We start from the raw sequence: 12331 nt of genomic DNA, 5'->3' as shown, positions 1-12331 counted from the left end.
GTCCGCCACGGGCACCCCTTTTCATATCATCGGCGCCAGAAATCCGGCGTCAGCAGCGCCAGAACCGCCAGCGTTTCCAACCGCCCCACGATCATCGCCCCGGCCAGCACGATCTTTGCCGCCGGGCTCAGCCCGGACCAGCCGCTCCACGGGGCCGAGGCGATGCCTGCGGTCCCCTCGAACGCCGGTGTCAGCGGAATCGCCCCGGCCAGCGGGCCGGTGTTGGTCAGCGCGGCGATAGACAGGATGGTAGCGGTGTCAAATTCGATCCGCTGCATCGACACCAGCGCCACAACCACTGCGATGCTGGTCGCGAACAGCATAAAGAACAGAAACGCCAGATAGGCACCCTCGCCACGCAATTGCCGCGCCATGCGCCCGCCCCCGGCAATAGATCGGGGATGGATGATCCGCTGCATTTCCCGTTCGCCATGGCGGGCCAGCGCATAGACGCGCAGCAGCTTGACCCCGCCTGCGGTGGTGGCCACGCCGCCGCCGAACATCGCCAGCCCGGCCAGCATCAGCCCCGGCGCGGTCAGGCCCGACCATGTCCGCGCGCCTTCCCACTGGACACTGTTCCAGCCGGTGGTGGTCAGAAATGACAGGGCGTTGAACAGCGCCCCCCATGCCGCCCCCGCCGCACGGGCCAGATCGGCCAGCAGCGACCGTTCGTCCGTCGCGCCGGTTTCGATCACCGCAATAAAGTGCCGGGCCAAAAGCACCAGGGCAACCGCAGTCACCACCCCGGCGGCAATCCGCAGTTCAGGATCATCACGCAGTCGGTCGCTGGCGCGCAACTCGCCGCCGCCGGGCCAGAACCGCCGCGACAGCGCCGGGATCAGCAACAGGAACACCGCCATTTCCCCGGCAATCCCCGAGGTCTGCCCCACAGGCCCGCTGACCGGCGTGATGCCCGATGTGGCCAGCGTCCCCATGGCCCGGCACAACGCCACCAGCGCATCGTCCCCCGCCATCAGCAACAGCACCCACAGCACCAGCGTCAGCGCGGCATAGACCGGCGCTACCGTTTCCGCCGCACGCCAGACCCGCAGCGCCGGGTCGATCCGCGGGGCCTGCAAGGCGGCGCTGGACAGCCGGGTGCGGTGATCGGCATCAAGGCCCTGATCCTGCGGCGATGTCATCAGTTCGAACCCGCCCAACCGCAGCGGGGCCATAATGGCAATGGCGGCGATCAGGATGAACAGCCCCCCCATCCAGCCAACCACCGCCCGCCACAGATGCAAGGGCGCAGGCAGCAGATCGGCGGAATACAGCGTCGCCCCGGTGGTGGTCAGGCTGGACACCATTTCCCACCAGGCATTGAATAGGCCGGTATCCGGTTGGCTGGCGGCAAAGGGCACCGCCAGCATCAGCGGCAGCAGCGCCATCACCGCCAGCATGGTCAGCAGATTGTTCCGCGCCACCGACCCGCGCGGATTGCCCTGCATCGCCAGCCCGACCATCCCCGTCAGCGTCATGAACAGCAATGCCGCATAGAAAAAACTCCGCGCGATGGCGTGTTGATCCTGCGTCAGCGCATAGGCGGCCGGCACCAGCATCGCCAGCGCACCGATAAAGGCAATCGGCAAGATCAGCGGCAACCGGATCAGCGCAGCCATCCCCGCCCCTCAGAAAAAGTCGATCGAGACTTGCAGCAGCCCCTCGACCTGCGGAACATCCTTGGTCAGAACAAAGATCAGCACGATGTCGCCTTCCTCGACGCGCAGATCGGGGGTCGGCTTCATCACCCGCCCGCCCTTTTGCACCGCGCCCAGCAGGGCACCTTCGGGAAAGTCGATGTCGCGGATCGCCCGCCCCGCGATGGACGAGGTGGACAGCACCTGCGCCTCGATCACCTCGGCTTCGGCATCGCCGATGGAATAGATGTCGCGGACGCGGCCATGGCGGATGTGGCGCAGGATACTGGAAACGGTGGTGGCGCGCGGGTTGATATAGGCGTCAATGTCCAGCGCCGCCATCAGTGGCACCAGTGTCGGATCGTTAATCAGCGCAATCGCCATCCCCGCCCCGGCCTGTTTGGCCCGGACCGAGGCAAGGATGTTGGTCTTGTCATCATCGGTAAGCGCCAGCACGGCATCGGCGCGCGGCACGGCGGCTTCGTCCAGCAGTTCGGCGGACAACCCGTCACCGTGCAGCACGATGGTGCGTTCCAGCGTATCGGCGGCATATTCGGCGCGGGCACGGTCGCGCTCGATCATCTTGGCGCGGATGCGTTCGGGCAGCGCTTCGATTTTGCGCGCGACGGACAGGCCGACATTGCCCGCACCGATGATGACGATGCGTTCCTGCCGGGCGGTGTGTTTGCCAAACACCTCCAGCGTGCGCTGAATATCGGCAGCTTGGGTAAAGACATAAATCTGGTCGTCCGCGAACAACTGGTCCCCGGGTTCGGGCGCGAACAGCCGCCCCTCGCGCCGGACACCGGCCACCACGGCGCTGAGGCTGGAAAACAACTCGCTCAGCTGCCGCAGGGGGGTGTTCAGTGCCGGGCAAGCGTCGTCCAGAGCGACGCCCAGCAGATGCACCTTGCCGTCCAGAAAATTCTCGGCGTCAAAGGTGGATGGGGCGGACAGCCGCTGCATGGCGGCGGCGGCGACCTCTCGTTCCGGGCTGATGATGACATCGATGGGCAGATGGTCGATGCGATACAGGTCGGAATAGATCGCATCCAGATAGGCCGACGACCGCAGCCGGGCGATCTTGCGCGGGATGCGGAACACGGAATGCGCCACCTGACATGTGACCATGTTCACTTCGTCGGAATGGGTGGCGGCGATAATCAGATCGGCGTCGCGCGCCCCCGCCCGGTCCAGCACATCGGGATGACTGGCAAAGCCGGTGACGCCCTGCACGTCCAGCGCATCGGTGGCACGCCGGATCAGTTCGGCGCTGGTGTCGATGACAGTGACATCATTACGCTCGCCGGCCAGATGCCGTGCGATCTGCCAGCCGACCTGCCCTGCCCCGCAGATGATGATCTTCATGCAGCACCTCTGACTGTTGGGATATGTGGTAAGGCACAGCGCACATGGGCGCAACATCGCCCGATGGCGGGAAACGATTGCGGCACCCCAGGGGCATCGTGCTAAGCATGTGACATGCCGCCTGCCTGACCGGAGCCTTCATGCCGATGATCGACGTTGAAACATCCCTGCTGCTGATGGTCGATTTTCAGGCGCGGCTGATGCCCGCCATCCACGACGCGCCGCAGGTGCTGCGCAATGCCGCGCGGCTGGTGCAGGCCGCCGATATGCTGAAGGTGCCACGGGTGGTGACGGAACAGAACCCCGCCGGTCTGGGGGCGACGGTGCCTGATATTCCGCTGACCGGGGCGCAGGTGCTGTCCAAGTTCAGCTTTGGTGCCTGTGACGAAGCTGGATTTGCCGACCTGATCCCGGCGAATGCACAGGTCATCATCACCGGATGCGAAGCGCATGTCTGCGTGCTTCAGACGGTTCTGGGGCTGCTGGACAGCGGGCGGGCGGTTTATGTGGTCGCCGATGCCACCGGATCACGCAGCCCCGACAGCAAGGCCGCAGCCCTGACACGCATGGCGCGCCATGGCGCCGAGATCGTGACAATCGAAATGGTGCTGTTCGAATGGATGCGCAACGCGCACCATCCTCAATTCCGCCAGGTCGCCGCACTGATAAAGTAACGTCAGGGGCACCTGGTGCCGGTTGAGGGATTTGAACCCCCGACCCCCTGATTACAAATCAGACGCTCTACCACTGAGCTAAACCGGCAGCCTGTCCTGCGCCGGATAGCGCGAGTTCAGTCTTTGCGCAAGCCAAGGTTGGCCCGTGCCAGCAGCGCCACGGCGATTATACCCACGCCCATCACCAGAATCGCGGCGGGGGCGGCGTTGCCCAGATCCTCAAGGCTGGCGCGTTCGTGGACGCGGGTCGCCAGTGTTTCATAGTTGAACGGGCGCAGCAGCAGGGTGGCGGGCAGTTCCTTGGCGCAATCGACGAACACCAGCAGCAACGCCGACCCGACCGAGCCTTTCATCAACGGCAGAAACACCCGCCGCAGCACCCCGGCCGAATTCTGCCCCAACGATCGCGCCGCCATCGGCAGCGAAGGCGGAATGCGGGTAAAGGCCCCGTCCGCCGCCCCCTGCGCGATGGCGAAAAAGCGCACCAGATAGGCCAGCACGATGGCCGCGGCCGAACCCGTCAGAATCAGCCCCGGATCGGTGCCGGTCGCCGCCAGCACCGCATCGGCCACCCGGTGATCCAGCGCCGCCAGCGGAAACAGAATGCCCACCGCCAACACGGCCCCCGGCGCGGCATAGCCGATGGTGGTGACCGGCAACAACAGCCGCGGCAGGCTGCGCCCCGACAGGCGGACTCCGTAAACCATAATCAGCGCCAGCAGCACCGTCAGCATCGCGGCCACGCCGCCAGCCGTCACCGTATGCCACAACGCCCGCCCCAGCCCCGGCGTCAGCCAACCCTGCGGATAGGCCAGCGCATAGTTCAGGATCACCGCCACCGGCAGCACAAACCCCAGCGCGAAGGGAAAGGTGCAGGCCGCCGTGGCCGCCCATGCGGCGCTGCCGCTCAGCCTTTGGCGGATGATCGGGCGCGATTGCCGGGCGCTTTGGTGATAGCGGGCCTTGCGGCGGGCGATACGTTCCCAGACGGCCAGCGACGCGATCACGATCAGCATCACACAAGCGATCTGCGCCGCACCGCCGGGATTGCGCGCCTCAAGCCATGTCGCAAAAATGCCGGTGTTCAGCGTATGCACCCCGAAATAGCTGACGACACCATAATCCGCGACCGTTTCCATCATGGCGATGGTTGCGCCCGCCGCAATGGCGGGGCGCGCCAGCGGCAGACCGACGCGCCAGAACAGCCCCCACGGGCCGGTGCCAAGGGCGCGCGCGACCTCATACGCGCTGCCCGATTGTTCATGCAGCGCGGCACGGGTGAACAGATAGACATAAGGATACAGCGAGGCCGCCAGCACCAGGACCGCCGCCCAGCGTGACCGGATCGCGGGGAACCAGTAATCGCGGCTGCTGGTCCAGCCAAAGGCTTCGCGCAGGGCAATCTGCACCGGGCCGCTGTAATCCAGAAAATCGGCCAGCGCATAGGCCCCGATATAGGCGGGCACCGCCAAGGGCAGCAGCAACAGCCATTCCAGCCCGCGCCGCCCCGGAAACTGATACATGCTAACCAGCCAGGCCGCCCCAGTCCCCATCGCCGCCGCCAGAACGCCGGTGCCCACCGCCAGAAGCAGCGTATTGCTGACATAGCGCGGCAGCGTCGTCGCCAGCAGATGCGGCCAGATGTTTTCGGTCGGATTCAGCGCCATCACCGCCACGGTGATAACCGGCATCAGCACCAGCGCCGCGATCAGCACCGCCGCCACCGACCACAGCGGCCCGGCACGGTGGCGCAGTTCCTCGGACGGGACGGGGCGTGTGATGCTGACGCTGCTCATGTGCGATGGCCTAGCGCAAAGCGGTTTCCCTGTCCACGAAGCACGGCTAAGTTGCACGCCGGACAAGACAAGGGGCTGCCATCATGCAGATGGTCTATCATATCGGCGTGCATGGCACGGACGGCGACAGGATGCTGAAAACGCTGCTGAACAATCGCGGTCGTTTGCTGCGAGACCGGACCGAGGTTGTCACCCCCAACCGCCATCGCGGCGTCTTTGAAGAGGCGCTTGCGGCCCTGAACGGCGGCCCGGCCACACCCGAGATGGAACAGATCATGCAAGACGCGGTGCTGGACAGCGACGATCCGCTGCGCGTCATCTGCACCAGCCCCGGCTTTCTGGGCGTGCCATCGCGCGCGATTGGCCCCGAGGGGCTGTATCCGCAGGCGGGCGCACGAATCGCCGCACTGACGAATCTGTTTCCGTCGGCGGGCGCGGAATTCTTTGTCGCGATCAGGAACCCCGTCACGTTGATCGCGGATGTGCTGGATCTTCACGGCGGCGATTATGCCAGCCTGATGGGCGGGGTCGATCCGCTGTCACTGTCATGGCTGACCGCCGTGCAGCGGATGGCCGCCGGGGCGCAAGGGCGGCGCCTGGTCGTCTGGTGCCACGAAGACGCCCCGATCATCTGGCCCGACGTGGTGCGGCTGGTCGGCGGTCTGCCACCTTCTGAACCCCTGCCCGGCGGGCTGTTATATATGCACGAGATGCTGGGCGATCAGGGCCTGCGTGAATTGCGTGGTGCATTGGCCGGGCGCGAATTGCCTGTCAGCCAGCGGCGCGATCTGTATGCCGAACATTTGCAACGCAATGCCCTGCCGCATATGGTGGAACAGGACATCGCCCTGCCCGGCTGGACACAAGAAACCGTCGATCAGATCACCGCGCGCTATTATCAGGATATTCCGCAAATCGCGGCCCTGCCGGGGGTTGAGTTCATTCTGGCCTAGCCGCTTGCCCCCATTCATTGCACGGTCGCAGCGGGGCTGAGTGGTCAAAGGGGCCGTGGCGGCCCATTTGGCCAATCGGGTGCCCCCAAAGGGTCGGCCTTGCGGGCACTCTGCCCGAAATATCCCGCTGCGATCAGGGCTTCATCGGGACAAAGACCCAAGCGCGGCGGCACGGGGCCGGCTGATCCGCCGCGTCCCAAGCTGCGTATCCGGGCAAATGGCAAGCCACGGTCCGTTTGCCCGGATCGCCAGTCCGGCGTCACGCCATGCCAAGCGCCTGTTTATACATTTCAAGAATGGCTTCTTCTTCGGCGATGTCGTCGCGGTCGCGTTTGCGCAGGGCGATCACCTTTTTCATCACCTTGGTGTCATAGCCACGCGCCTTGGCCTCGGCCATGATTTCCTTTTGCCGTTCGGTCACGTCCTTTTTCTCGGCTTCCAGCTGTTCATATTGTTCGATGAACTGGCGCAGCTCTTCGGCGGCCACGGCATAGTTGCGTTCGTCCTGCATCGGTTGTCCCTTGTGCCTGCTTTGTGGCGCAGGCATAGGCGCTCTGGCTGCGCCGCGCAATCGGTGAGGCGGAAACAGGCGACAAGGAGGCCGCAATGACGATATTTGACGGGCTGATCTGGGGCGGAACGCTGCTGACCGTGATCGGGTTGATCGGGCTGATCTGGTGCATCCTGACCGCCATGCGCCTGCGCCGGGGCGGGGCCAGCGACGACGAGATCCGTGCCGGGATGCAGCGGGTGGTTGCGGTGAACATGGCGGCGCTGGCCGCATCCACGATCGGGCTGATGCTGGTCGTGGCCGGGATCATGTTGCGATGATTGATCTGCATTCCGTGTCGTGAATGCAACTGCGCGAAACGAGGCAGAGATCGCCATACAGCCGGAATGGATTGCGGGCTTCGGTGGCGGGCTGCTGATCGGTCTTGTTGGTGCTTTGTATCTATTGGGTAACGCCCGGATCACGGGGGGCAGCGGCCTGCTGGGCGGCATAATCGACGGATCGGGGCGCGGCAATCCGGCAGAACGGCTGAGGTCTCTGACGGCCCTGATCGCTGTTCGGGCGCTGATGCTGGCGGCGGGGCTGGATGCCGCCTCTGCACCTGTGCCGGGTGCCGGGGTGCTGGTCTTTTTCGCAGCCATGTGCGTCAGTGTGACCTTGTTCAAAGTCATGAGGGACAGATGAGAGCTTTGGTCCAACGCGTCAGGCAGGCATCGGTCACGTCCGGCAGCGATGTCACGGGTCAGATCGGGCCGGGTCTCATGGTGCTGGTCTGCGCCATGCAAGGCGACGACACCACGGCAGCGGACAAGCTGGCCGCCCGCGTCGCCAAACTGCGCATCTTTCGCGACGATCAGGACCGGATGAACCTGTCCGTGCAAGACATCGGCGGTGCCTGCCTGGTGGTCAGCCAGTTCACGCTGGCCGCCGATACCCGCAGCGGTAACCGGCCCGGATTTTCCACCGCCGCCCCGCCGGACCTGGGTCAAGGGCTCTATGAACGCTTTGCGCAGGCGCTGAGCGATCTGGGCCTGCCGGTGGAAACCGGTCGCTTTGGCGCGGATATGCAGGTGGCACTGATCAATGACGGGCCGGTGACAATCTGGCTGGATACCGCAGACCGCGCTTGACTTTGCGCCCGCTATCCCCCATCTGCCACAAGTCGCCGCCCGCTGCCGCGTGAGCAGCCGCGTAAATTTGCGCATCGGCCCGACGTTTATTTTTCAAGTTCCCATGTCACGCGGGGTTCTTGCGGGTTCCTATCCGGCCCGCCCCTACGATGACCGCGCCTCAGGCGCCCATGCCCGCGCATCCGATGGGGGAGCGGGGCCGAAAGATATATGATGACGACTGATACCCGCCCGCAGCGTTCGGGCAAACCGCGTTTCAACCGTAACAATGGCAAACCCAGCACCTCGCGTCGCGGCAAACCGCGCGCCGATGCTTTTGAAGAAAAATTCATCCGCCGGGCGATCCCCGACATCGACACGCCGTTTACCCAGATGGGCATTGATGCGCGCGTGGCGATCAACCTGCCGGAACTGGGGATCGAGACCCCCTCGCCGATCCAGCGCGACGCGATCCCGCAGATCGTCGCGGGGCGTGATCTGATGGGCCTTGCCCAGACCGGCACTGGTAAAACGGCGGCCTTTGGCCTGCCGATGCTGACCCGCATTCTGGCGCAAGGCCGCAAGCCCGAGCCGAAAACCTGCCGTGCGCTGATCCTTGCGCCGACGCGGGAATTGGCCACGCAGATTTACCAGAACATCGAAGCCTATGCCAAAGGCACCGCCATCCGCAGTTTCCGCGTGGTCGGCGGGGCGTCGATCAACGTGCAGATTGACCGGCTTGGCCGCGGCCTTGATGTGCTGATTGCAACGCCGGGCCGCCTGATCGACCTGATCGAACGCGGCGCGGTCGATTTCAGCCGCACCGAATATCTGGTGCTGGACGAGGCCGACCAGATGCTGGACATCGGCTTTATCCACGCGCTGCGCCGGATTGCGAAACTGCTGCCCGCGTCCCGCCAGACCCTGCTGTTTTCGGCCACCATGCCGAAACTGATGGAGGAACTGGCCGACACCTATCTGAACGATCCGGTCCGCGTCGCGGTGAACCCGCCCGGTCAGGCGGCCGGCAAGATCGACCAGGGCGTGCATTTCGTCACGCAGGGCGACAAGGCGGCGCTGCTGGCCGAATACCTGTCGAAACATCCCGGCGAATTGGCCATCGTCTTCGGCCGCACCAAGCATGGCAGCGAAAAGCTGGCCAAACTGCTGGAGAAATGGGGCTTCAGGGTCGGCGCGATCCACGGCAACAAATCTCAGGGTCAGCGCGACCGGGCGTTGTCAGATTTCCGCGCCGGGAAATCACAGGTGCTGGTGGCGACCGATGTGGCCGCGCGCGGGATCGACATCCCCGAGATCGCGCATGTCTATAACTATGACCTGCCGAATGTGGCCGACAACTATGTCCACCGCATCGGCCGCACCGCCCGCGCGGGCCGCGACGGTCGCGCCGTCGCCTTCTGCGCTCCGGGCGAGCTGGGCGAGCTGCGCGACATCGAAAAGGCGATGAAGGCGCAGATCCCCGTCATCGGCGGCGAGCGCCCGCCCGAAGCCGTCCCCGCGCCGAAATCACGCCACAAGGGACGCCCCGCAGGCGCAGCCGGTCAAAAACGCCCGGCCCGCCGCCCCTCGCGCGCACCGAAATCGGCGCAAAAGGCGTAAGGTTGTGCCCAAAGGCCGGGGGCCAGCCCCCGGACCCCCGGGATATTTGCAAACGAAAGACAAACCTCTGTCTTTCGTTTGATAAATATCCCCGCCGGAGGCATGGCAGGCGTCAGCCTGCCACACTATCTTGCCGGGCATGACCACGCTTTCCCTGACCACGCATCCCGACATCACCGCCATTCCCGCCCCGGTCTGGGACGGGCTGGCGGGCGATAACCCGTTCACCAGCCATCGCTTTCTGGCGGCGTTGGAACAGTCGGGATCGGTCGGTCCCAGCACGGGGTGGCAGCCGCTGCATATCACGCTGGAACAGGATGGTCAGATTGTCGGGGCCGCGCCGCTTTATGCCAAGTCGCACAGTCAGGGCGAATATATCTTTGACCATGGCTGGGCCGAGGCTTACGCGCGCGCGGGCGGCGACTACTACCCCAAGCTGCAATGCGCCGTGCCCTTTACCCCCGTCACCGGGCCACGTCTGCTGTCACCCGATCCGGCTATCCGCGCCGCGCTGTTGCAAGGGATGACCCAAGTGGCGCGGCATGTCGGCGCGTCAGGCGTGCATGTCACCTTCTGCACCGAGGATGAGGCTGGCGAACCCGGCCCCTTCCTGCCGCGCGCCACGCAGCAGTTCCACTGGCTGAACCGGGGCTATACCACCTTCGACGATTTCCTTGCCGATCTGTCCAGCCGCAAGCGCAAAGCGATCCGCAAGGAGCGCGAACGCGCGCAGGGTTTTGGCGGCACCATTCGCAGCCTGACCGGAGACGACATCCGGCCCCAGCATTGGGACGCCTTCTGGGCCTTTTACCAAGACACCGGCAGCCGCAAATGGGGCCGCCCCTATCTAACCCGCGCGTTCTTCGATCTGATCCACGACACCATGCGGGGTGACATCGTGCTGGTGCTGGCCGAGCGTGACGGCACCCCCATCGCCGGGGCGCTGAACTTTCTTGGCTCGGATGCGATCTATGGCCGCTATTGGGGCTGTATCGAGGATCACCCGTTCCTGCACTTTGAGCTGTGCTATCACCGCGCAATCGACTGGGCCATCGAACACGGCCTTGCCCGCGTCGAGGCCGGGGCGCAGGGCGAACACAAGCTGGCGCGCGGCTATGTGCCGACGCAGACGCACAGCCTGCATTGGGTCGCCGACCCCGGCTTTTACCGCGCGCTGGACGATTACCTGACCCGCGAACGCCGCGCCACAGCCGATGAAATCGCCTTTATGGGCGAATTCACCCCGTTCCGCCGGGGGTGACGCGCCGCAAAAACGCGCGCGTCCGGTCGTCCTGCGGCGCGTCGAAAATCTGCGAGGGGGGGCCTGCCTCGACGATGCGACCACCTTCCATAAAGATCACGCGGTCGGCGATCTCGCGGGCGAATTGCATCTCATGCGTCACGATCAGCATGGTCTGGCGACCGTCGGCGATGCTGCGGATCAGGTCCAGCACCTCGCCCACCCATTCGGGGTCAAGGGCGCTGGTCGGTTCGTCAAACAGCATCATATCGGCGTCCAGCGCCATCGCCCGGCCAATGCCGACGCGCTGTTGCTGACCGCCCGACAGCGCGGCGGGATAGGAATTCGCTTTCTCGGTCAGCCCGATCTGGCGCAGGATCGCATCGGCGCGGGCGTTCGCCGCCGCGCGGGACTGCCCCTTCACCACCACCAGCCCTTCGGTGATATTCTCGCGCGCGGTTTTATTCGCGAACAGCGCGTAGTTCTGAAACACAAAGGCCGTGCGCCGCCGCAGCGCCAGAATATCGGCGCGGGTCGCGCGGGCCGCGTCCACGGTGAAATCGCCCATTCGGATCACCCCCGCATCGGGCCGGTCGAGGAAATTCAGACAGCGCAGCAGCGTTGATTTGCCCGTCCCCGAAGGCCCGATGATCGCCAGCCGCTCGCCCGGCTGGATACACAGGTCGATGCCGTTCAGAACCGTGTTATCGCCGAAGCGCTTGGTCAGGCCGGTGATCTCGATCGTGCAGCTCATCTTGCCAAAGCCCTGTTCAGACGCACTTCCAGACGGCGCTGCGCAAAGGACAGCGCCTCGACGATGACCCAGTAAAGCCCGGCGACGACCAGAAACGCCTCAAGATACAGGAAAGACCCCGACGCCTCTTTCTGCGCCGCGCCCATCATTTCGGTCACGCCAAGGGTAAAGGCCAGCGAGGTCGATTTAATCATGTCGATGAAATAATTCATCAAAGTCGGCGCCGCCACCCGCGCCGCCTGCGGCAGAATGATACGCGCCAGCATCTGCCAGCGGGTCATGCCGATCGCCTCGGCGGCCTCCCACTGGCTACGGTCAACGCCGATGATCGCGCCGCGGATGCTTTCGGCCATATAGGCGGCGAAATGCAGCGTCAGGCCAAAGACCGCCGCCGTTACCCCATCGACATTGCGCATGAAGGCCAGCATCTGCGGCAAGCCGTAATAGAACAGGAACAGCTGCACCAGCAGGGGCGTGCCGCGGAAAAAGCTGATGAAAACGATGGTGATCTGATTGGCGACCGGCACGCGCAAAACGCGGATGATCGCCAAAAGCGCCGCCAAAATCAGCGCAAGGACCATGGCAACAGATGCCATGGCCAGCGTTTTCGGGACATAGCTGCCGATCACCGGGATCAGGTCAGCCATATATTGCAGGTTCAGCGCCATT

The 12331-nt window shown here is 64.8% G+C and carries 13 protein-coding genes and 1 tRNA gene; 7 read left to right on the top strand and 7 right to left on the bottom strand.

Annotated elements, in window-relative coordinates:
* Positions 1-26: 26 nt before the first annotated feature.
* Together Q4G22_RS02730 and trkA are read right to left on the bottom strand one after the other, a co-directional pair.
* Positions 27-1619 (bottom strand): potassium transporter TrkG, encoded by a 1593-nt coding sequence (locus Q4G22_RS02730; protein ID WP_303384355.1) that lies wholly within the window; start codon positions 1617-1619, stop codon positions 27-29.
* A gap of 9 nt (positions 1620-1628) precedes the next feature.
* On the bottom strand, positions 1629-3005 hold the full coding sequence (gene trkA / locus Q4G22_RS02725; RefSeq protein ID WP_303384354.1) for a Trk system potassium transporter TrkA: 1377 nt from the start codon (positions 3003-3005) through the stop codon (positions 1629-1631).
* 140 nt (positions 3006-3145) lie between these two features.
* Here trkA and Q4G22_RS02720 point away from each other — a divergent pair, with 140 nt between their 5' ends.
* Complete coding sequence (locus Q4G22_RS02720) at positions 3146-3679, top strand: isochorismatase family protein (RefSeq protein ID WP_303384353.1); 534 nt, start codon at positions 3146-3148, stop codon at positions 3677-3679.
* A gap of 13 nt (positions 3680-3692) precedes the next feature.
* Here Q4G22_RS02720 and Q4G22_RS02715 read toward each other — a convergent pair.
* Together Q4G22_RS02715 and Q4G22_RS02710 are read right to left on the bottom strand one after the other, a co-directional pair.
* Positions 3693-3767: transfer RNA gene (locus tag Q4G22_RS02715), tRNA-Thr, on the bottom strand.
* A gap of 28 nt (positions 3768-3795) precedes the next feature.
* On the bottom strand, positions 3796-5475 hold the full coding sequence (locus Q4G22_RS02710) for an iron ABC transporter permease (protein ID WP_303384352.1): 1680 nt from the start codon (positions 5473-5475) through the stop codon (positions 3796-3798).
* A gap of 83 nt (positions 5476-5558) precedes the next feature.
* Here Q4G22_RS02710 and Q4G22_RS02705 point away from each other — a divergent pair, with 83 nt between their 5' ends.
* Positions 5559-6428, top strand: coding sequence for a hypothetical protein (locus tag Q4G22_RS02705; RefSeq protein WP_303384351.1), 870 nt, complete (start codon positions 5559-5561; stop codon positions 6426-6428).
* Positions 6429-6687: 259 nt separating this feature from the next.
* Here Q4G22_RS02705 and Q4G22_RS02700 read toward each other — a convergent pair whose 3' ends face one another.
* Entirely contained in the window at positions 6688-6939 is a 252-nt protein-coding gene (locus Q4G22_RS02700; protein WP_303360345.1) for a DUF2312 domain-containing protein, read from the bottom strand.
* A 95-nt stretch (positions 6940-7034) separates the two neighbouring features.
* Here Q4G22_RS02700 and Q4G22_RS02695 point away from each other — a divergent pair, with 95 nt between their 5' ends.
* The 5 genes from Q4G22_RS02695 (at position 7035) to Q4G22_RS02675 (ending at position 10929) form a co-directional block, all read left to right on the top strand.
* Entirely contained in the window at positions 7035-7259 is a 225-nt protein-coding gene (locus tag Q4G22_RS02695) for a hypothetical protein (protein ID WP_303384350.1), read from the top strand.
* A 19-nt stretch (positions 7260-7278) separates the two neighbouring features.
* The gene (locus tag Q4G22_RS15680) at positions 7279-7623 is read left to right on the top strand and encodes a hypothetical protein (protein WP_368661453.1); all 345 of its coding nucleotides are present in this window, start codon (positions 7279-7281) and stop codon (positions 7621-7623) included.
* Positions 7620-8069, top strand: a complete 450-nt coding sequence (gene dtd, locus Q4G22_RS02685) for a D-aminoacyl-tRNA deacylase (RefSeq protein WP_303384349.1) — start codon at positions 7620-7622, stop codon at positions 8067-8069. Before Q4G22_RS15680 ends, dtd begins: the two co-directional genes overlap by 4 nt.
* A 372-nt stretch (positions 8070-8441) precedes the next feature.
* The gene (locus Q4G22_RS02680; RefSeq protein ID WP_303384397.1) at positions 8442-9668 is read left to right on the top strand and encodes a DEAD/DEAH box helicase; all 1227 of its coding nucleotides are present in this window, start codon (positions 8442-8444) and stop codon (positions 9666-9668) included.
* A gap of 139 nt (positions 9669-9807) precedes the next feature.
* Positions 9808-10929, top strand: coding sequence for a GNAT family N-acetyltransferase (locus Q4G22_RS02675; RefSeq protein WP_303384348.1), 1122 nt, complete (start codon positions 9808-9810; stop codon positions 10927-10929).
* Here the strand turns inward: Q4G22_RS02675 and Q4G22_RS02670 are convergent.
* Both Q4G22_RS02670 and Q4G22_RS02665 read right to left on the bottom strand, forming a co-directional pair.
* Positions 10907-11662, bottom strand: coding sequence for an amino acid ABC transporter ATP-binding protein (locus tag Q4G22_RS02670; RefSeq protein ID WP_303384347.1), 756 nt, complete (start codon positions 11660-11662; stop codon positions 10907-10909). The two genes, Q4G22_RS02675 and Q4G22_RS02670, sit on opposite strands and share 23 nt — an antisense overlap.
* Positions 11659-12330, bottom strand: coding sequence for an amino acid ABC transporter permease (locus Q4G22_RS02665; protein ID WP_303384346.1), 672 nt, complete (start codon positions 12328-12330; stop codon positions 11659-11661). The genes Q4G22_RS02670 and Q4G22_RS02665 overlap by 4 nt, the downstream gene beginning before the upstream one ends.
* Position 12331: the final 1 nt, after the last annotated feature.

The organism is Paracoccus sp. (in: a-proteobacteria), from assembly GCF_030538655.1.
Taxonomy (GTDB): domain Bacteria; phylum Pseudomonadota; class Alphaproteobacteria; order Rhodobacterales; family Rhodobacteraceae; genus Paracoccus.
This window is presented reverse-complemented; position numbering and strand designations above follow the sequence as displayed.

Bases quoted from the DNA above. Each gene is read 5' to 3' on its own strand.
- Q4G22_RS02730 (WP_303384355.1), bottom strand. From the start codon at position 1,619: ATGGCTGCGCTGATCCGGTTGCCGCTGATCTTGCCGATTGCCTTTATC.
- trkA (WP_303384354.1), bottom strand. From the start codon at position 3,005: ATGAAGATCATCATCTGCGGGGCAGGGCAGGTCGGCTGGCAGATCGCA.
- Q4G22_RS02720 (WP_303384353.1), top strand. From the start codon at position 3,146: ATGCCGATGATCGACGTTGAAACATCCCTGCTGCTGATGGTCGATTTT.
- Q4G22_RS02710 (WP_303384352.1), bottom strand. From the start codon at position 5,475: ATGAGCAGCGTCAGCATCACACGCCCCGTCCCGTCCGAGGAACTGCGC.
- Q4G22_RS02705 (WP_303384351.1), top strand. From the start codon at position 5,559: ATGCAGATGGTCTATCATATCGGCGTGCATGGCACGGACGGCGACAGG.
- Q4G22_RS02700 (WP_303360345.1), bottom strand. From the start codon at position 6,939: ATGCAGGACGAACGCAACTATGCCGTGGCCGCCGAAGAGCTGCGCCAG.
- Q4G22_RS02695 (WP_303384350.1), top strand. From the start codon at position 7,035: ATGACGATATTTGACGGGCTGATCTGGGGCGGAACGCTGCTGACCGTG.
- dtd (WP_303384349.1), top strand. From the start codon at position 7,620: ATGAGAGCTTTGGTCCAACGCGTCAGGCAGGCATCGGTCACGTCCGGC.
- Q4G22_RS02680 (WP_303384397.1), top strand. From the start codon at position 8,442: ATGGGCATTGATGCGCGCGTGGCGATCAACCTGCCGGAACTGGGGATC.
- Q4G22_RS02675 (WP_303384348.1), top strand. From the start codon at position 9,808: ATGACCACGCTTTCCCTGACCACGCATCCCGACATCACCGCCATTCCC.
- Q4G22_RS02670 (WP_303384347.1), bottom strand. From the start codon at position 11,662: ATGAGCTGCACGATCGAGATCACCGGCCTGACCAAGCGCTTCGGCGAT.
- Q4G22_RS02665 (WP_303384346.1), bottom strand. From the start codon at position 12,330: ATGGCGCTGAACCTGCAATATATGGCTGACCTGATCCCGGTGATCGGC.